The 18,984-nt window shown below is 64.3% G+C and carries 13 protein-coding genes; 6 read left to right on the top strand and 7 right to left on the bottom strand.

The window, feature by feature from the left end; translation table 11 throughout:
- Window positions 1–80: 80 nt before the first annotated feature.
- Window positions 81–1,175: an esterase gene (locus tag KBB96_RS08915; RefSeq protein WP_211634342.1), complete on the top strand. Its 1,095-nt coding sequence runs from the start codon at window positions 81–83 to the stop codon at window positions 1,173–1,175.
- Window positions 1,176–1,620: 445 nt separating this feature from the next.
- Window positions 1,621–2,007, top strand: a complete 387-nt coding sequence (locus KBB96_RS08920) for a hypothetical protein (protein WP_211634343.1) — start codon at window positions 1,621–1,623, stop codon at window positions 2,005–2,007.
- Between the two features lie 156 nt (window positions 2,008–2,163).
- Here the strand turns inward: KBB96_RS08920 and KBB96_RS08925 are convergent, their stop codons facing one another.
- From KBB96_RS08925 to KBB96_RS08940, 4 genes are all read right to left on the bottom strand, one after another.
- Window positions 2,164–2,985 (bottom strand): sugar phosphate isomerase/epimerase family protein, encoded by an 822-nt coding sequence (locus tag KBB96_RS08925; protein WP_211634344.1) that lies wholly within the window; start codon window positions 2,983–2,985, stop codon window positions 2,164–2,166.
- Window positions 2,982–3,569 (bottom strand): 3-keto-disaccharide hydrolase, encoded by a 588-nt coding sequence (locus KBB96_RS08930; protein ID WP_211634345.1) that lies wholly within the window; start codon window positions 3,567–3,569, stop codon window positions 2,982–2,984. The genes KBB96_RS08925 and KBB96_RS08930 overlap by 4 nt, the downstream gene beginning before the upstream one ends.
- 21 nt (window positions 3,570–3,590) lie before the next feature.
- Entirely contained in the window at window positions 3,591–6,833 is a 3,243-nt protein-coding gene (locus KBB96_RS08935) for a DUF7133 domain-containing protein (protein ID WP_211634346.1), read from the bottom strand.
- 195 nt (window positions 6,834–7,028) lie between these two features.
- Window positions 7,029–8,228 (bottom strand): aminotransferase class V-fold PLP-dependent enzyme, encoded by a 1,200-nt coding sequence (locus KBB96_RS08940; protein WP_211634347.1) that lies wholly within the window; start codon window positions 8,226–8,228, stop codon window positions 7,029–7,031.
- Between the two features lie 131 nt (window positions 8,229–8,359).
- Between KBB96_RS08940 and KBB96_RS08945 the strand changes: the two genes are divergently transcribed.
- Both KBB96_RS08945 and KBB96_RS08950 read left to right on the top strand, forming a co-directional pair.
- Window positions 8,360–8,743, top strand: coding sequence for a hypothetical protein (locus KBB96_RS08945; protein WP_211634348.1), 384 nt, complete (start codon window positions 8,360–8,362; stop codon window positions 8,741–8,743).
- A 213-nt stretch (window positions 8,744–8,956) separates the two neighbouring features.
- Window positions 8,957–9,643 (top strand): hypothetical protein, encoded by a 687-nt coding sequence (locus KBB96_RS08950; protein WP_211634349.1) that lies wholly within the window; start codon window positions 8,957–8,959, stop codon window positions 9,641–9,643.
- A 61-nt stretch (window positions 9,644–9,704) separates the two neighbouring features.
- Here KBB96_RS08950 and KBB96_RS08955 read toward each other — a convergent pair whose 3' ends face one another.
- From KBB96_RS08955 to KBB96_RS08965, 3 genes are all read right to left on the bottom strand, one after another.
- Complete coding sequence (locus KBB96_RS08955) at window positions 9,705–10,646, bottom strand: histone deacetylase family protein (protein WP_211634350.1); 942 nt, start codon at window positions 10,644–10,646, stop codon at window positions 9,705–9,707.
- Window positions 10,643–12,514 (bottom strand): GNAT family N-acetyltransferase, encoded by a 1,872-nt coding sequence (locus KBB96_RS08960; RefSeq protein ID WP_211634351.1) that lies wholly within the window; start codon window positions 12,512–12,514, stop codon window positions 10,643–10,645. The genes KBB96_RS08955 and KBB96_RS08960 overlap by 4 nt, the downstream gene beginning before the upstream one ends.
- A gap of 909 nt (window positions 12,515–13,423) precedes the next feature.
- Window positions 13,424–14,350, bottom strand: coding sequence for an RluA family pseudouridine synthase (locus KBB96_RS08965; protein WP_211634352.1), 927 nt, complete (start codon window positions 14,348–14,350; stop codon window positions 13,424–13,426).
- Window positions 14,351–14,423: 73 nt separating this feature from the next.
- Here KBB96_RS08965 and KBB96_RS08970 point away from each other — a divergent pair, with 73 nt between their 5' ends.
- Window positions 14,424–16,826 carry a serine/threonine-protein kinase gene (locus KBB96_RS08970; protein ID WP_211634353.1) on the top strand — a complete coding sequence of 801 codons (2,403 nt, stop codon included), beginning with the start codon at window positions 14,424–14,426 and terminating at the stop codon, window positions 16,824–16,826.
- A gap of 279 nt (window positions 16,827–17,105) precedes the next feature.
- A complete protein-coding gene (locus KBB96_RS08975) occupies window positions 17,106–18,953 on the top strand; it encodes a DNA topoisomerase IV subunit B (protein WP_211634354.1) in 1,848 nt (615 codons plus the stop codon).
- Window positions 18,954–18,984 lie beyond the last annotated feature (31 nt).

Genomic DNA, 18,984 nt, shown 5'->3' on the forward strand with positions numbered 1-18,984 from the left:
AGGCGGCGCGGATCTTTCAGGATGGAGAATTTTTCACCCAACTGCTGGCCAGAGTCCCCTGAAGTGTTAGCATTCTTGTCATGCGTACCCTCGCTGCCGTCATGATTGCCGTCTCCCTGCCCGCGCTGGCCGCGGAACCCTTTTCCCCCGTGGTGCATCCGGACCGTTCCGTCACCTTCCGCATCCGGGATGCGGAGGCGAAGAGCGCCAGCGTCCAGTGCGAGGCCTTCGGCAGCAAACCTCTCACCAAGGAAGCCGACAATGTCTGGACCTTCACCAGCGAACCGCTTGAACCGGACCTCTACAGCTACTCCTTCACACTCGATGAGAAGCATGTGACCGATCCGGAAAACCCGGAGCGCAAGGAAGGCGTCTTCTCCAGCGAAAGCCTCCTCAGCGTACCCGGCGGCAAGGATGCACCGTGGGAAAAGCGCGAGGTGCCGCATGGCGAAATCCACCGCCACGCCTACCGCTCGAACATCGCCTCCCACGACCGTGATCTCCTCGTTTACACCCCGCCCGGCTATGATGCGAAGGCGGACAAAACCCTGCCGGTGCTCTATCTCCTCCACGGCTTCAGCGATCAGGCCAATGCCTGGTCCACCATCGGCCGCATGCCGGTGATCTTCGACAACCTCATCGCCGATGGCAAAGTCACACCGATGGTCGTCGTCATGCCGCTGGGCTATGGCGACATGGCCGTGGTCGCGAATGGCTGGGAAGGCCGCAACAAGGACGGTGCCTGGCAGAAGAACCTCACCGCCTTTGACAAAACCCTCATCGGGGAAGTCCTCCCGCTCGCGGAATCGCAATACAAGATCCGCAAGGACCGCGACGGCCGTGCCGTGGCCGGACTGTCCATGGGCGGCGCGGAATCGTTGCAAGCCGGGCTGCTGCACCCGGACACCTTCGGCTGGGTGGGTGCCTTCAGCAGCGGCGGCATCCCCGCCGATCTCGATGCCGCCTATCCGGAGGCCGGGAAGACGCCCTTCAAGCTCTTGTGGATCTCCTGCGGCAAGGATGACGGACTGATCGGTGCGAACCGCTCGCTCCATGCCTGGCTGGAAAAAAAGCAGGTCAAGCACTCCTGGACCGAAACCGAAGGTGCCCATCGCTGGGGCGTGTGGCGCCGGAATCTCGCCACTCTCGCACCTCTGTTGTTCAAGGAAGGCTGAGGTCCCCCTCCAAGCCCCGGGGGGACGCGAAACGCAGCCACACGGATAGATCGATCCACGATGGCGGAATGACCTCCAAGCCCCGGAGGGGCGACGTACGGTAGCCGGTGGCGGAAGCCACCGGTGGACGGTTGGAGAGAATATCGAAGTCCCGGAGGGACGACGCAGCCTCCGCTCTCACGTCGCATCCACCGGAACAGGCCGTCCGCCGATGAACCCGGTGAAAATCCATTCTCTCCCGGACTCCGCTTGCGTCGCCCCTAACGGGGCTCAATCCATTCCCCATGCCCGACCGGTGGCTGGCGCCACCGGCTACCGTACGTCGCCCCTCCGGGGCTCAAAGGAGTTCAAAGAAGCTCAGAGGAGCTTTCCCTCCCATCGCAGCTCCACCGCTTCGCGGCTCCGCCTTGCCGGATGGCTGCGGACCGGTTAGTGGATTCACTTGATGAACCGCCTTCTCCGCTGGATCGCACTATCCGCAACCCTGCTGGCTGGCGGTTGCGCACAGGAGCAGAAGACCTTCACCGTCTCGGTTTCCCCCGGCACATTCGGCCCGCGCATCGACTATCCGGAACCGCGCGGCAACGGCCGCACCGCGAACGTCGTCTTCCAAGGCAAGTTCCTCGACTCCCAACAGGAAGCCCTGCTCACCCTCATCCGCGCGCAGGGATGGAAAGTCTCCGGAACCTCCACAGAGGAGAACGGTCTTCCTCAAGCTGTTTCCGAAAGCCTCCCGCACGATGACTTCATCACACGGGAAAGCATCGGGCAACCGATTGAAACGAGGAACGAAGGTACCCCAGCAGCCGATCCGCCGGAGAACCCGCAATAGCCATCGCAAGTAGCGCCAAGCTGGGCTTGGCGTGCTGCTGGCGGAGCTTTTCGAAAAAGGGGCTGCCGTGCATCCCATCCGGCCCTCCCCACACGCGAAGCCAAGCTTCGCGCTACGACCGCACCCCGCCCACGCCGGGTGCGGCCGCAAAAAGAACTACACCTCCACCGGCGCGAAGGCCTGCTGCATGTTGCGGAGGCTCTGGGCGGCGATTTCATCCGGTCCCATCGAAAGGTCGAAAACCTCCACCGAGACCCATCCATCATAGCCACCGTCCTGCAGGGCGCGGGCGATCGGCGGGAAATCCACCTCTCCCATTCCCGGTCCCAGCAGGTTCGGATCGTTCGCATGGAAATGCACCGTCCACGGCAGCGAGTCCGTCACGATCCGCGGGATCGGCTTGCTGTCGCTCGACATCGCTTTCACATCGAGATGCAGCTTCACGTTCGGTGATCCGATCCGCTCCAAAAACGCAATGGTCTCCGCCGCGGTGTTGATGAAGTTCGTCTCCTGCGGCCCGAGGAACTCGAAGGCGATCGTCACGCCCGCGTCCGCGAGATGCGGCGAGAGCTTCTGGAAGAACGACACGAACCGTTCCTCCGCCGCCGCGCGATCCCACTCCGGGGCGAGCGACCGCTGGAGCGGGCTGCCCCACACCATGATGCCGCCACCCATCGCGCCGCACAGCTCGGCAAGATGCCGTGCATGACGGAACGTGCGTGCCGCGATCTCCGGATCGGGGTCGGTGAGATGAAAGCCGGTCGTCTTCGCCAGCAGCCAGTGGAAGCCCACCGGCACCAGCCCGTGGTCACGCACGTGCTTCCCGAGTTTCGCGGCATCCGCCAGCGTCATTTCCGCCACGTTGTCCAAGGTGAACGGCGCGATCTCCAGGCCGGTGTAGCCGTGGCGCGCGGCCGCCTCGCAGGTGGCCGTGAAGTCGCCGTTCCAGAACGTCTCGTTGCAGATGGCGTATTTCATTTCGGGGCGGTTTCCACCTTCACATCGAGATTGCGGAATTCAACCTTCATTTCCACGTTCGGATGAACTTGGAAACCGATCGGACCTTCCGCAATGGACGTCTGCGAGGTGTAATCCAGCACCTGCTTGCCATTCAGCGTCACAACGTAGTGGCTGCCCTTCGCGGTGATGACGAACTTGTTCCACTCGCCGTCCTTGAAAACGTCCTTCACGTCCGCCTCCACCGGATACTTGCCGGTCTTCGCGATGTACGGGGAGCAGGTCATGTCCCGCTTCAGCGAGCCGGAGATTCCCATCTGGATCTGGTCGCCCTCCTGGCGGATGAACACGCCGGAGTCGATCGGGTTCTTGTAGCGGACCTCGCCTGTCAGCGTGAAGTCCTTGTAGGCGGTCTTCGTCCACAGGTTGGAGCCTTTCTTTTCCGGCACGTTCTGGCCGGTGATGACACCGTCCTTCACGGACCAGCAGGCCTGCGGCCCTTTGATCTCGAAGTGATCGAGCGAGTCCTTGGTGAGGAGCGGATCGGCGGACGCGCAGGAGACGCACGCCAACAACAAGGCGGAGCAACGGATGGTATTCTTCATGGCTTGCAATAGAGGTGAGGGTTATTTCAGAGAGGAGAGATACTCGACCAGATCCCGGAGCTCGCCGGGCTTCAGGATCGCACCCATCGGCGGCATCGGGCTGATCGCATCGGTCTTGCTGGCGATGTCCGCGGCGGGAATCGAAAGCTCCTTGCCCTCCGGCATCAGCATCACCACCGCCTGCGCGGACTCGGACTTCGGCGCGCCCGCGAGCACGGTGCCGTCCTTCTTCGTCACGGTCATCGCCCCATAGCCGGGTGCGATCTTCGCCTGTGGCAGGACGAGCGACTCGAGAATATAATCGCGGCCTTTCTTGCCGACCTCGGTCAGCGGCGGGCCGACATTGCTGCCTTCCTTGCCGACGCGATGGCAGGCCGTGCATTGGGCGGCGAGATGCGCCTCGTAGATGTCCTTGCCACGCGCGGCATCACCACCGGCGAGTGATGGCAGGAACGCGCCGATCTCCCCTTTCTTCGCAAGACGGGCCCGCAGTTCATCCGCCGCGCCCTTCGGTCCGGGAGCCGTGGCGGCGTCCAGCAGGTCCAGTTGCAGTTCCGGCGCGTCTTCCGCCTTCGCAAGCATCGCGGCCAGGGTTTCAGCGGCCTTCGGATCGGTGGACCTGCCCAGCAGCGCGATCGCATGCTGGCGTTCCGGCAATGACTTGGAATCACGAACCGCAGCCAGCGCGTATGCCGTCACGGCGGGTCCGCTCTCCATGAGATCCGCCGCACCGATCCGCAGGCCCGCATCCTTCTCCGCCAGGAAAGAGGCGGCCAACCGCGCGAACTCCGCCGGATTCCCCGTCTTCAAGCCCGCCAGTGCCTGCAAGCGGATGTCCGCGGACAGCTTCGCATCCGCCGCATCGCCCGCGAGCCGGGCAGGATCGGAAACCACGCCCAGCGCCTTCGACGCCGCAGCAGCCGCCTTCGCCAGATCGGCATTCGTATCGTGCTCCAGCTTGGCAGCCACGGCGGAAAACGCCTTCCGCGCCACCGCCGCATCCGCCGCCGGACCGGGATGCCAGCGGCCATCCACCGGATCGAGTTCCAGCTTCACGCCCCATGAACCCAGCGCCGAGAGGGCCGCGATCCGCAGTTCCACAGGTTGCGCGGCATCCGCCGCCAGCTTCACAAGACGAACGGCGGAAGCTTCATCCGCCATCACCCGGTTGGTGGCGATGGCACGGCGGATCGCCGGAGCCGGTGCCTTCGGGTTCTTTTCCAAAAGTTCCGCCAAGGCGGGCAATGCCGCCTTGATACTAGCATCATCGTAGATCGCATGCGCGGCTTCCCCCGCCACAGCCGGGTCCTTGTCCGCCAGCAGGGCGGCGACCTCCTGTGAACCAAGACGCCGGTACACCACCGCCGCGGCAAGCCGGACCGCAGGCGAGGAATGCTGCGCCGCCTTGGCGACGGCTTCCGGCTTCATGCCTGCCAGCGCCAGCACTCCCGCATGGCGCAGGTAGTGGTCGCGGTTCGCATTCTCCGCCAGCATCGCGATGACCGCATCCGCAGCCCCGGTCATGCCGAGCTTCCCGATCGCCACCGCTGCCCGGTAGCGGACCATCGCCGAGGAATCCTTGAGCAGCGGCACCAGTTCCGGCACCGGCCGGCCTGCGGTCTCCCCCGCCCACTTCGCCGCCTGTTCGCGGGTGTGCTCCGCCTTCGCCGCCAGCAGTTCGGTGAGCAGCGGCTGTGAAAACAGCTTCGCCTGCGTCAGCCCCCACAGCGCATGGGTGCAGGCCAGCGGCTCCTCTTTCCAAGCGGACGCGGCCTTCTGGAGCATCGCCACACCGGTCGGACGCTTCGCCAGTTCCAGGTGCGCGTCGCTGCGGACACGCTGGTCGGGATGCTTCAGGCGCTTCACCAGTTCCGCATCGGAAACCTTCCCCGGTCCGGCCTTGAGCAACCCCGCCACCTCGCGGCGGATCGGGCTGTCCTTGGCCTTCGGGTCATCGATCTTCCACACCGCGCCTTTTTCCTTCAGCGGATAGCCGCCCGCCCAGTCGGCGAGATAGAGCGCACCGTCCGGACCGAAATTGCAGCCGACATACGCCGGTCCTTTGTCCACCACGTGGCTGTCCGTCATCCGGAAGCCCGCGCCCTGCGGCTCCGTCTTGAAGGCATACAGCAGCCCCGCCGGAAAGCCGGTCATGAAGAACGCGCCGCGATGGCGCTCGTTCAACGCCGTGCCCGGATCGCGCGCGAAGCCGGACGGACCATCCATGTAGCTGCACAGCGGCGGGATGATGTAGGCGGGCTGGTCCTTGCCCGCTGGCACGGAGATCGACTCCGCCATCCACGGATTGTAGTCCGATCCACGATACTGGTAGTAGCAACGCCAGCCGGTGTCCGAATCCTCCGCGATGTAAACGAAGCGTTCCTTCTCACCCTTCGCGTCCGAGTCATTGTCCACGCCGAAGATGTTGCCGTAGTCGTCAAAGGCGATCTGCTGCACATTGCGGAGGCCGCGCGCGAAAATCTCAAAGCCGGTGCCATCCGGATTGCAGCGCAGCACCGAGCCCTCATGGGGCGCGGACCAGCGCTTCCCATCCTTCGACACCACATTCACGCCCTTGTCGCCGATGGTCCAATAGATCTTCCCATCCGGTCCAAGCACCAACCCGTGCATGTCATGCCCCGCATACGCGACATGAACGCCGAAGCCGGCGAGCAGCTTCTCTCGCTTGTCCGCCACGCCTTTGCCCGTGGTATCCCGCAGCTTCCACAGGTCCGGGATGATCGAGGCATACACATCGCCGCGCCATGCCATCACCCCCGCGGCGATGCCGGTGACTTCGGTATTGAAGCCCTCCGCGAACACCGCCGACTTGTCCATCACCCCATCCCCATCCGTATCGGTGAGGCGATGGATCTTTTCCGAGATCACGGTGAGATCCTTGATGTCCACCACGCCATCGCCGTTGCGATCCTTCAGCGAGGTCTTCGGCCAGGTCTTGCCGAGCACCAGTTCCCTCCGGTAAAGCGCCAGCCGGTCCTCCACCGAAGTCAGTGCCAGCGTCTGCGGAATCCACTGCTTGAACTCACGGATGTCCAGATCCGCCGCCAGACGCCGCGCCGTCTCCGCCACATAGACGGCTCCATCCACGTCCACGCTGACCACCACCGGGTTTTTCAAAAGCGGCTCGCGCGCCACCAGCGTGCGTGTCAGCCCATCCGCCAGCGGCTGGCTCTCCGGAGCCGCGGTGACGGTGGCGGCCACGAGCAGGCCTGGGGTGATTTGGATGAGGCGGATGGGTTTCACAATCAAGGGCTTGAAGCTACGACGAACGAAATGCATGCAAATTCTGGAATCCAATACCCAGCGAGCCTAACCAGCCTTTCAGGGAATCCCAGCCCGGAGCGTAGCGAGAGGACGGCCGATTGCCTGCATTTCACAAATCGTGGCTGCGGCGGGACGCGTCAGCCACGGTTTCAAAAGCCCCGCAAACACCCTGCGCTACCTTCCCGCCGCCATCCGCTCCAGCACATCAGCCAGGTAACGGTATTCATCCGGTGTGTTATGAAGATGCGACGAGATCCGGAACCAGCGCCTGCCCTCGAACGGGAACACCTGCAGCTCGATCCCGAATTCATCGAACAGCCGCACATACACCGGATCGCGATCCGGCCCTTCGTGCGGAGTCTCCAGACCGGCGGGCATCGGCAGCGTGGACATCGAACCGATCATGGAATCCGGACATGGCGCGATGAGGCCGAGGCGGTCGCAAAGGAGATTGCGCCCCTCGATCACCATCCGGTGGTTGCGCTCGCGGATCTCCGGCCAACCGCCGGGGGCGAGTCCCTCCAACCAGCGGATGACCTCCGGCGCGCACAGCGCCGCGGTGGTGTCATGCGTTCCATCCCAATCGAAGCGATCCTGGAACGCCGAATGACCGGGGCGCGGGGTGTTGTTGCCATGACTGATGACGGCGGGTTGCAACGTCTCCTGCCGGTCCGGGCGCACCCATAGGATGGCGGCCCCCTTCGGCGCGCAGACCCACTTGTGGAGGTTCGCGGTGTAGTACGAGGGACGTAGTGATTCGAGGTCCAGCGGCAGCATGCCGGGGGCGTGCGCGCCATCGACCAATGTCTCGACGCCGCGTTCCTCCAGACCACGCAGGATTTCCTCCAGCGGCAGCACCAGCCCGGTCTTGCTGGTGACATGGTCGATCAAGGCGAGCTTCGTGCGCGGTGTGACGGCGGAAAGGATGGCCTCCGTGACCAGCTCCGGACTCCCGATGGGAAATGGAATCCCCGCCTCCACGATCACCGCACCGGTGCGGCGGGCCACCTCCCGCACCACGTTGTTGCAGGCGTTGTAGCCGTGGCTGGTGATGAGGATTTCATCACCGGGGGAAAACTCCAGCGAGCGCATCACCGCATTCACGCCGGTGGTGGTGTTGGTGACGAAGACGAGATTGGCCGGGTCAGCGCCGAGGAAGGAGGCCACCTCGTTGCGCGCGGCATCCAGCATGGGGGTGTGGCGGCGGTGGAGGAACTGGACCGGGGCTGCATCCAGGTCCCAGCGCAGTTGGATCTGTTTTTCGATCACGGGCGATGGGCAGGCGCCGTAGGAACCGTGGTTCAGGAACACCATGCCCGGCGTGAGCGGCCAGTGGTGCCGGAGCGGCGAGACATCGGGAAGGCGCGGCTTCATGGAAAAGGAAACGGGATGCGATGAACGGACAAAAGGCTGTTGGAAACCAGCCCGGCCCCAGCGTCCAACATTGATACAACTTCGCGACAAAATTGTTTGAATAAGAAGCGGGCCGACGGAGTTCCATCCGTATGGCCAGAATCCTTTGCTTCATCGTCGTGATCTTCGGTCTGGTGGCGGCGGCGGCCTGGGCCGGACCACCCTCCAACGAACTGGACCCGAAGGTCGCCGCCCGTCTGATCGGCCTGCGTGGCAATCTCCAGCCGGCCCAGATCGAGATCGGCTACATCGTGGACGGCAGTTCCAGCAAGGATGGCTTCGAGGCCGCCTACGTCCGCCGGGTGGCCGCCATCCATCCGGTGCTGGAGGGCGGAGCCTGGGTGCGGCGGGTGGTGTATTACGACCTGTTCTGGAACGATTCGCTGGGCTGGTTCATGAGCCAGAACCGCACGGAGCGCGGCGGCGATGCGATCTACCGCTGGAGCGAACGCGGCGGTGCGACGGTGGTGAAGTGATTCTCATTCCCGCCTGCGAACGGGTGCGGGGAAGGGCCTGCCGTCCGCGATGGATAGCAAGCGCCTGACGGCCCGGCCGCGCATTCGTTCACAGGTGGGGGAGATAGCATGGAACGGTGAGGTGGTTGAGGGATCACAAAGATGTATTGACCTGGTTGGTCAATAGTGTTCTTTTGAACGCGCACAACTACCTTGCCGTACTTCTCCCCAGCCATGAAAACACCAGTCTTGTGGGCCGCGTTGGCGGCGTTGTTCCTCGGTTCCTGCAAGAAAGAAGAAGAAGAGGTCAAGCCCTTGCAGCAATCATCCCGGGCTCCCAGGGAAACCCCGAGACAAGATGCCCAGGAAATACAGCGTTTGAAAAATCGGATTGCTGACTTGGAGGATCAGAACACCGAGCTAACAGAGCGCCTGAGCAAGAAGAGCGCCGATTATGAAAAATTGCTTGTGAGCGCCACCAATTTGACTCGTTCGCTCAGGGAATCGGACAGGCTTTCGAGTTCACAGAATCGTTTGTCTTCATCCGGGACGAGCCCATCCCAAAGTTATTCTTCTCCATCCGACAGCCCTGAGCCAGAGCGCAATCCCGCTCCAGTTCCTCAGCCTGCCCCTGCCCGCGTTCCCATCAAGTGGTGGGTCCCCGAGAACCCAACCACAGCGGCGAACCAGGCAAAGGCGGCGGCCATGGCCAAGTGGAAGGATGATTATGCAATGGTGGAGTATGAAATCAACCGACAGGCGGAAGCCTACAACGAGCTGGTGGATCTCAATAAAACCTCCAACAAGGCAATCAAGGACATCATCGGACGCGCCCACGAAGAGTGGAAAACCGACTACGGCATGATGCTCTACGAAACCAACCGCCAGATGGAGGCGTTGCAAAAATTGCAGTCGCGCTAAGTTGAACGAAGGTCAACCCCGCGTGCTTCACAGGGTGATGCGGCAGGAGGAACTGCTTGTGCTACTTCAGCGCCCTCACGTGGGCGAGCGCCGCAGCGGCGAGGGCGGGCGGATCATAGCCACCCTCCAGCGAGGATACCATGCGGCCGCCGCACCATTTTTCCGCGAGGGCGACGCAGCGTTCCGTTAGAGCGGTGAAGGTGGCGGTGTCCCAGCGCAGGCCGCCGATGGGATCGGAGGCGAGCGCGTCGAAGCCCGCGGAGACGAGCAGGAATTCCGGCTGGAATGCATCCAATGCAGGAGCCGCGAACTCGTCCCAGGCAGCCAGAGCGGTTTCGCCATTGGAAGCAGACGGCAGCGGCAGATTCAGCGTGGTCCCCTTCCCCGCTCCCTGCCCGTGTTCGGTGGCGGGGCCGGTATAGGGATAGATGCCCTGCTCGTGCAGCGAGACGTAGAACACGTCCGGGTCTTCCAGAAAGATCGCTTCGGTGCCATTGCCATGATGCACGTCCCAATCCACGATCGCGATGCGGCGCAGGCCGTGGTGAGACTGGAGGTAGCGGGCGGCGATGGCGACGTGGTTGAAGATGCAGAAGCCCATGCCGCGGGCGGAGGTGGCGTGGTGGCCGGGCGGGCGCACGGCGCAGAAGGCGCGGCGGACCTCGCCGCGCATCACGGCATCCACGGCGGCGAGCACCGCGCCGCTGGCCTCGAGCGCGACCTCGTAGCTTTCCTCACAGATGTTGGTGTCCCCGGTGCGCAGGCAATCGGCGAAGGTCTCGGTGTCCCGGTAAACGAGGTCGTGGTAGTAGTGTTCGTGGGCGAGCAGGATTTCCGAGACGGTGGCGCGGCGGCGCGGCAGGCGCACGATGTCCTCCGGCAGTTCTTCCAAGGCGGAGCGCAGCACGCGGTAGCGCTCCGCGGACTCCGGGTGGCAGAAGCCGGTGTCGTGGCGTTCGTAGCAGGCATCGTAGTGGACGCCGATGGGAGCGGAGCCGCTCATCGGTCGATGCGGTGGATGTGCTTGCGTTCGAGATAGGCCTTCCGGTCCTTGGCGAGGCGCTCGACCTTCATGCGGAAGATGCGGTCCTCCTCGCCGGGGTGGGAGGTTTCCTTCGCACCGGCGGAGAGGAAAAGCCCGGCCATGGCGTGGTTGGTCGGCAACACGGACGCCCACAGGGTCTCGATGCCGCGGCGCTTTGCGACGACGGCGAGCTCGCCGAGCAGGAAGCCCGCCATGCCATTGCGGCGGGTCGATTCATGGACCACGAAGGCGGCCTCGGCGCTGGTGCCATCGTCATCGAGGTAATAGCGGCCGATGGCGCGGAGTTCCTCCTGGCTGCCATCTCGGGTGAAGAGGCCGAGCGCGACGTCGCGCGATTGATCGACGGCGGCGAGCTTGTAGGCGGATTCGCCGGTCATGCGGTCGCGGTGGTAGCCGTAGCGCAGACGGATGGTTTCCTCATCGTGGGAATAGAAGAAGCGCTGGAGCCCGCGCATGTCGCTGGGGTGGAGCGGGCGGTAGTAGAAGCGTCCGGCGGGGAACTGGATCCAGCCGCGCTCGACTCCGGAGGAGGTGGCCGGGCGGGTGTAGTACTTCGGCAGCCAGCCGCGCTGCTGGGCTCCGGCGAGCAGGGACTCGCGGTGGTCCGGGTGGGCGATCTCGACGAGGCGGGCGACGCGCTCGCGGATGCTGCATCCGTAAATACTAGCCACGCCGTACTCCGTGACCACGTGGTGGACGTCGCCGCGGCTGGTGCAGACGCCGCTGCCGGGCTCCAGACCGGTGACGATGCGGGAGCGGCCGTCATCGTCGGAGGTGGAGGTGAGCACGATGATCGGTCGTCCGCCCTTGCTGCGGCCCGCGCCGCGGATGAAGTCCTGGAGCGCGCCGATGCCGCCGTAGAAACGGTGGCCGCTGGAATCCCGCACGACCTGGCCGGTGAGGTCGATTTCCCGCGCGCCATTGACGGCGACCATGTGGTCGTTGCGGGCGATGCGGTGCGGGTCGTTCACCCAGTCGCTGGGATGGAGCTCCACGTCCGGGTTTCCGTCCACGAACTTGTAGAGCCGGCGGCTGCCGAGGACGTGGCTGGCGATGATTTTACCAGGTTTGTAGTTTTTCCGCGAATGGTCGGCGGCGCCGCAGCGGACGAGTTCCATAAGCGCGTCATTGAACATGCCGGAGTGGATGCCGAGGTGCTGGTGCTTCACCAGCGCGCGGGCGACGGCCTCCGGGCTGTTGCCGAGGCCGACCTGGATGGTGGAGCCGTCCTCGATGAGCTGCGCGGCGTAGTGGCCGAGTTTTTCGTGGCGGGGATCGAGCGTCTCGCGGACGGCCTCCGGGAGAGGGGCGGAGGATTCCAGGAAGCGGTCGATGCGGGAAATGGGGATGAGCGTGTCGCCGCCGGTGCGGGGCATCTTCGGATTGATCTGGGCAATCACGGTGCGGGCGGAGCGCACGGCGGCCTTCACCACATCCACGCTCACGCCGAGCGAGCACATGCCGTTTTCATCCGGTGGCGTGACCTGGATGAGGGCGACATCGAGCGGCATCTGGCCGTTCTGGAAGAGCCACGCGACCTCGGAGAGCGCGCAGGGGGTGTAGTCGGCCTGGCCGCGTTCCACCGCCTCGCGGAGGGCGGGGGTGAGAAAGAAGGAATTGGTGCGCAGGACGTTTTCGTAGCGCGGTTCGATCCACGGGGTTTCGCCGAGGCCGTGGATGTGGACGAGCTCGATGTCCTTGAGCTGGTCGGCGCGGGCGAGCATGGAACCGACCAAGGCGAAGGGCACGGACGCGCCGCCCGCGAGAAAGACGCGGCTGCCCGGCAGGACAAGGCGCGGCCATTCGGCGGGATCGAGCGGTTTCATGAGCCCCCAGCGTGATACGGGAGCGGGGGGATTGCCATGGGTTTTTTGACGGGGAGGTGGTGGTTGGTTTTCAGGACCAAAGCTCCGTCCCGTACAAGCCTGGGCCAAAGCATCAACTCCTTTGCATGGACGGCTTTGAGCCCCGGAGGGGCGACGAAAGGTAGCCGGTGGCGGGAGCCACCGGTGGACGGTTGGAAAGATACCGAAGTCCCGGAGGGACGACGCTGCCTGCGCTCTAACAGCGGATCAACCGGATCCAGATCCATACGCTGGTGAACTCCACGAACATCCGTCGCGTATCGGACTCCGGTTGCGTCGCCCCTCCGGGGCTCAATGCGCACCACGCGCTTCACCGGTGGCTTCCGCCACCGGCTACCTTTCGTCGCCCCTACGGGGCTGAAGACATGGAGGTGGATGTTGGAGCGGAAGGGCTCATGAGACTCCGCCCCCTGAAGACCCTCCTCGGCTAGAGGCTCAACTCCTTTGGAGGGACGCCTATGAGCCCCGGAGGGGCGACGTAGGATAGCCGGTGGCGGGAGCCACCGGTGGACGGTTGGAAAGATACCGAAGTCCCGGAGGGACGACGCTGCCTGCGCTCTAACAGCCCATCAACCGGATCCAGATCCATACGCCGGTGAACTCCACGAACATCCGGCGCGTATCGGACTCCGGTTGCGTCGCCCCTCCGGGGCTCAATGCGTACCACGCGCTTCACCGGTGGCTTCCGCCACCAGCTACCGTTCGTCGCCCCTCCGGGGCTGAAAAAGGGCAGCCATTTTCCAAGGATCGTCCGGGGAAGGGCATTGTAGTCGAAAGCTCTGCTTTCGATCCGTGCGCGGCTGGAGTGGCAATACGGGAGTCGAAGGACGAGCGACATCCGATCCAGAAGAGGGAAAGCGGAGCTTCCCCCTACATGGCCCCATCCAAATCCACACCCTGCACCCACGGCGTGAACTCGGGGGGGATGGGAGCCTGGAAGGCGAGGCGCTTGTTCGTGCGCGGGTGGTCGAATTCCAGCTTCCACGCATGAAGCATCAGCCGTCCCGCGTAGCCGCTCTGTCTGGCGGGCTTCGCATAAATGGGATCGCCTAACAGCGGGGTGCCCTTGTGCAGCATGTGGACGCGGATCTGATGCGTGCGCCCGGTATGGAGGTGCACCTTGACCAGTGCCGTGAGCGTCGAGGGATCGATGTAACGGATCTCGTAGTCCGTGATGGCGGGCTTGCCGCCGGGCGGGTTGACCACGGCCATCTTCTGGCGGTTCACCGGATGGCGGCCGATGTGGGTGAAGATGGTGTCCTTCTCCGGCTTCGGGATGCCCTGGGTGACGGCCAGATAGATCTTTTCCATGGTGCGGCCGGAGAACTGGTTTGTCAGCGATTGGTGGGCGTGGTCGGTTTTGGCCACCACCAGGCAGCCGGAGGTGTCCTTGTCCAGCCGGTGGACGATGCCGGGCCGCTCGACGCCGCCGATGCCGGAGAGCTGCCCTTTGCAATGGTGCAGCAGGGCATTGACCAGCGTGCCATCCGGATTCCCGGCGGCGGGGTGGACGACGATGCCGGCCTCCTTGTCGAGAACCACAAGGTCATCATCCTCAAACAAAATCGAAAGCGGGATGTCCTGCGGCGCGGCCACGTCCGGGACGGCTTCCGGGATGGCGATGGAAATGACGGCACCGGGCTTCACCGCATCGCGCGGCTTGGCGGGCTGGCCGTTGACCACGATGAACTGTTCGCGGATCAGCGCCTGGATGCGCGAGCGCGAGAGGTCCGGCAGCCGGGCCGCCAGCCAGGCATCGAGGCGGTCGCCGCCGGAGTCATCGACACGCAGTTCCATGCGGGGGATTTGGCCGCTGTTGGAGAAAGTTTCAAGTTTCCATAAAGACCGTTCGTAACCTAGTTTTCCTGCCATGCCTGACGACGAAGCCACCATCGCCTACTGCCACTCATGCGGAGGACCGATGGACGTTTCAGAAGTCGCTCCCTTTTCGAATGTCGAGTGCCCGCAGTGCGGGAAGCACACCCGGGTGAAGCGGGAATTCGGCCCCTACACGCTGCTGCGCCGCCATGCCATCGGCGGAATGAGCGTGGTCTTCGTGGCGCATGACAACACGCTGGACCGCGAGGTGGCGCTGAAGATTCTCAATGAGGACTACTCGGCGGATGAGCGGCGGATCGAGGCCTTCGAGGAGGAGGCGCGGACCACGGCCTCCATCAGCCATCCGCACGTGGTGCGGCTGCTGACCACGGGCCGGGCCTTCGGGCGGTTCTACCTGGCCATGGAACTGGTGTCCGGCGGCCACTTCGAGCACCAGATCCGCGAGCGCGGCACGGTGCCGGAGACGGAGGTGCTGCCGCTGGCGATCCAGGTGGCGGAGGGCCTGCGCGCCGCCCATGCCGCGGGTCTGATCCACCGCGACATCAAGCCGGGGAACATCCTGCTGGATGCCGCGGGCAATGCGAAGATCGTGGACTTCGGCCTCGCGTTGGTGACGAAGGGCGGCAAGGCCCAGGCCACCGAAATCTGGGCCACTCCCTACTATGTCCCGCCCGAGACCATCGAAGGGCTGGAGGAGGATTTCCGTTCGGACATCTACGCCTTCGGCGCCACGCTCTACCACGCGCTGGCCGGAGTGCCCTCCTGCGCGGAAGAGACGATGGACACGCTGAAGCTGCGCGAGGCGAAGCAGAGCATCCGTCCGCTGGTGCCCGCGATCCATAACCTGGCCCCGGAAACCTGCGCCGTGGTGGCCCGCGCAATGGCCTACGATCCGGCGGACCGCTTCACGTCCTATGACGAAATGCTGGCCGCGCTGCGCTATTCCTACCAACGGGTGCTGGCCGGACCGTCCGAACCCGCTCCGGACTCCGCCACCCTGCGCCGCCGTAAAGCCGCCGTGAAGGATCGCGAGCGTACGCTGATCATCGGTGCGGCGGTGGTGCTGCTGGCCGCCACCGGACTGGCGATCCATTTCATCAACCGCAAGGACCCGCACAAGGGCACCGGCACACCCCTGCCCGCGGCCGGTCTGGAAGCGATCCCGCAGGCGGACCCCGGCAGCGTGCAGGACCCCGCCATCGCGGCGAAGATCGGCATGCGCTACCGCTCCGCCCGCGAGGCGATGGAAAAGGGCGAATTCGAGCGGGCTTCCCAGGAATTCAAACAGTTGCGGGATGATCCCCAGGTCCAGGAACCCACCGGCACCTGGGCGGGCGTGGAGGCTGTGATCGCCACCTATCTCAATGGCAAGCCGGAGCTCGCCCGTGAAGAGGCGGACCTGTCCGCCCGCCACGCCACCGCCGCCAATCTCCCAGCTCCGAATGTGGCGGGCGAGTTGATCCCGGCGCTGAACCGCATCCGCAAGCTGCCCGCCATCCCCGCCAAGAGCCTCGATTCGGCCAAGGCGGACGCGCCACAGGCTCTGGCGTGGATGCTGTGCGGGCTGAAAGATTGGGAACAAGGCCGCCTGGACGATGCCGCGGAGTTTTTCAAGTCGATCACGGAGGCCAAGCTGGCCGACCAGGACGCCTGGGCCCGCCACTACCAGACGGTGGCGGCGCGTTACCTAGCGGATCACAAGCGCCTGACGGAAGCCGAGCCGAAGAGCTTCACCGGAGACAAGAGCACCAGCCAGAAGACCATCGATGAATTGGAAAAGGTCCTGGCCACCCTGGAGACCCAGGGGCGCGCGCGCTTCAACCTGCGCGAATGGCAGCTCATGCTGAAGCGCCGGATCCACGACCTCGACCACCCGGTGGTCAAGCCGAAGCCCGTCGTGGGCACCACTCCGGTGACTCTGGCGCAGGCCCGCGGGGAGGTGGACCAGCTTTGCAAGGACTCCCTCTTCGCCGAGGCTGCGACCCGGCTCAAGAGCCTGCAACCTGCCGAGGATGAGAAGATCACCCGCGAGGCCCTGCTGGCTCTGGCCGAGTCCGCCGCCTCCCTTCTCGCGGATTTGGAAAACGACCTCGGCCACGGCGAGGTGACGCTGGATCTGAAATCCCGCGATGGCGCCACCTCCTACACCAAAATCTCCGCCTCCGGACCGGGCAAGCTGAAGGCCACCGATGCGGCGGGAACCGCACAGGACATCGAGTGGAAGGATCTCGCGCCGGAATCGGTGATCGACCTCCACCGCGCCCTGGTAAAGAATGCGAAAGCGGAGGATGTGCTGCGCCGCCACGAGTCCGCCATCGCTTACGACTGGCTGGCCGGCGACCGCACCCGCGCCGCCTCCGCCGCCGACCGCCTCGCCGTGGACAGCCCGGCCTTCAAACGCCGCTGGGACGGAATCACGGCGGGATTGAAGTAATGTAGTCGAAAGCTCCGCTTTCGATATGGGAGCGGTTGGATGGTGGGGAGAGCCGGAGGACGAGCGACCCAATGTAGTCGAAAGCTCCGCTTTCGATCCGGGGGCGGGTGGATGGCAGGCGGAAGCCGAAGAACTGGTAACGCCCCCCGCAGAGGGAAAGCGGAGCTTCCCCCTACATTGCTTCGCTCTGAAAATGAATCCCTTAGCCTGACCGGACAGGTCTCCCCCACCCCCGCGCTTGCACCGGTAACCCGCCTCCGGTACTTCTCGCCGCCAGACATGGCAGCCGAATACACCGAAGCCGACATCAAGTCCCTCGACTGGCGCGAACACATCCGCCTCCGCCCGGGCATGTACATCGGAAAACTCGGGGACGGCTCCTCGCCCGATGACGGGCTCTACATCCTGCTCAAGGAGGTCATCGACAACTCGATCGACGAGTTCATCATGGGCAACGGCAAGGAGATCCGCGTCGAGATCGACGAGGAGGGCCGCGTGGAGGTCCGGGACTTCGGCCGCGGCATCCCGCTGGGCAAGCTCTACGACTGCGCCGCCCAGATCAACACCGGTGCCAAGTACGACAGCGAGGCGTTCAAGAAAACCGTCGGCCTCAATGGCGTGGGCATCAAGGCGGTGAACGCGCTTTCCAGCTTCTTCGAGATCCAGGCGTGGCGCGATGGCGAGACGAAGGCCATCGAGTTCTCGAAGGGCCAGGTGGCGGTGGACATGAAGCACACCCGCCGCGAAGAAGCGCCGAACGGCACGCGCCTCGCCTTCGAGGTGGACCGCACGATCTTCCCGGCGAAGTCGAAGTTCAAGGACACCTTCGTGGAGAAGATGTGCCGCTACTACTCCTACCTGAATCCGGGACTGACCCTGGTACTCAATGGGAAGAAGTTCAAATCGAAGGACGGCCTGCTCGACCTGCTGCGCGAGGAGATGGAGAGCGAGGCGCTCTACGATCCGATCCATCTCACCGGCAAGGACATCGAGATCGCCTTCACCCACACGCCGGAGAGCGGCGAGGAGTACTACACCTTCGTCAACGGCCAGAACACCACGCAGGGCGGCACCCACTTGCAGGCCTTCCGTGAGGGTCTGGTGAATGCGATCCGCGGTTTCTACAAGAAGCAGTATGAACCGGCGGACATCCGTGCGGGCATCGAGGCGGCCATCGTGGTGCGCATCGAGGAGCCGGTGTTCGAATCGCAGACGAAGACGAAGCTCGGCTCCGCCGGGGTTTCGCCGAACGGTGAATCGCTGCGCACCTTCGTGGGCAACTTCCTCAAGGAGCACCTCGACAACTACCTGCACAAGCACCCGAAGGTGGCGGAGGCGATCCAGAAGCGCATCCTCGCCGCCGAGCGCGAGCGCAAGGATCTCAAGGGCGTGCAGAAGCTGGCCCGCGACCGCGCGCGCCAGGCGAAGGTCCACAACAAGAAGCTGCGCGACTGCCGCGCCCACCTCGACTCGAAGCACAAGGAGCGCGAGCACAGCACGCTTTTCATCACCGAGGGTGACTCCGCCTCCGGCTCGATCACGAAGAGCCGCAATGTGGAGACGCAGGCGGTGTTCTCGCTGCGCGGCAAGCCGCTCAACACCTTCGGCCTCGCGAAGAAGATCGTCTATGAGAACGAGGAGTTCGCGCTGCTCCAAGCCGCGCTCGGCATCGAGGATGGCATCGCGGAGCTGCGTTACAACAAGGTCATCATCGCCACCGATGCCGATGTGGACGGCATGCACATCCGCCTGCTGCTTCTGACGTTCTTCCTCCAGTTCTTCCCGGAAGTCATCCGCGAGGGCCATCTCTACATTCTTCAAACGCCGCTGTTCCGCGTGCGCAACAAGAAGGAGACGATCTACTGCTACGACGAGGAAGCGAAGGTGAAGGCGCTGGGCAAGCTCGGCAAATCCTCCGAGATCACCCGCTTCAAGGGGCTCGGTGAAATCTCGCCGGACGAGTTCAAGTTCATGATCGGTCCGGACATGCGCCTCGATCCCGTGACCTTCGAGGAAGGCAAGGGCGTGAAGGAACTGCTCGCCTTCTACATGGGCAAGAACACGCCGGAGCGGCAGGACTACATCATCGACAACCTGCGCGAAGACGTCGACCGCCAGGTGGCGTAACCGTGGCGGCGGTTTTCAACCGCCCAGCCTC

The organism is Luteolibacter ambystomatis (assembly GCF_018137965.1).
Classification (GTDB): Bacteria; Verrucomicrobiota; Verrucomicrobiia; order Verrucomicrobiales; family Akkermansiaceae; genus Luteolibacter; species Luteolibacter ambystomatis.

Bases quoted from the DNA above. Each gene is read 5' to 3' on its own strand.
- KBB96_RS08975 (WP_211634354.1), top strand. From the start codon at position 17,106: ATGGCAGCCGAATACACCGAAGCCGACATCAAGTCCCTCGACTGGCGC.
- KBB96_RS08950 (WP_211634349.1), top strand. From the start codon at position 8,957: ATGAAAACACCAGTCTTGTGGGCCGCGTTGGCGGCGTTGTTCCTCGGT.
- KBB96_RS08960 (WP_211634351.1), bottom strand. From the start codon at position 12,514: ATGAAACCGCTCGATCCCGCCGAATGGCCGCGCCTTGTCCTGCCGGGC.
- KBB96_RS08925 (WP_211634344.1), bottom strand. From the start codon at position 2,985: ATGAAATACGCCATCTGCAACGAGACGTTCTGGAACGGCGACTTCACG.
- KBB96_RS08945 (WP_211634348.1), top strand. From the start codon at position 8,360: ATGGCCAGAATCCTTTGCTTCATCGTCGTGATCTTCGGTCTGGTGGCG.
- KBB96_RS08920 (WP_211634343.1), top strand. From the start codon at position 1,621: ATGAACCGCCTTCTCCGCTGGATCGCACTATCCGCAACCCTGCTGGCT.
- KBB96_RS08915 (WP_211634342.1), top strand. From the start codon at position 81: ATGCGTACCCTCGCTGCCGTCATGATTGCCGTCTCCCTGCCCGCGCTG.
- KBB96_RS08955 (WP_211634350.1), bottom strand. From the start codon at position 10,646: ATGAGCGGCTCCGCTCCCATCGGCGTCCACTACGATGCCTGCTACGAA.
- KBB96_RS08930 (WP_211634345.1), bottom strand. From the start codon at position 3,569: ATGAAGAATACCATCCGTTGCTCCGCCTTGTTGTTGGCGTGCGTCTCC.
- KBB96_RS08965 (WP_211634352.1), bottom strand. From the start codon at position 14,350: ATGGAACTGCGTGTCGATGACTCCGGCGGCGACCGCCTCGATGCCTGG.
- KBB96_RS08970 (WP_211634353.1), top strand. From the start codon at position 14,424: ATGCCTGACGACGAAGCCACCATCGCCTACTGCCACTCATGCGGAGGA.
- KBB96_RS08940 (WP_211634347.1), bottom strand. From the start codon at position 8,228: ATGAAGCCGCGCCTTCCCGATGTCTCGCCGCTCCGGCACCACTGGCCG.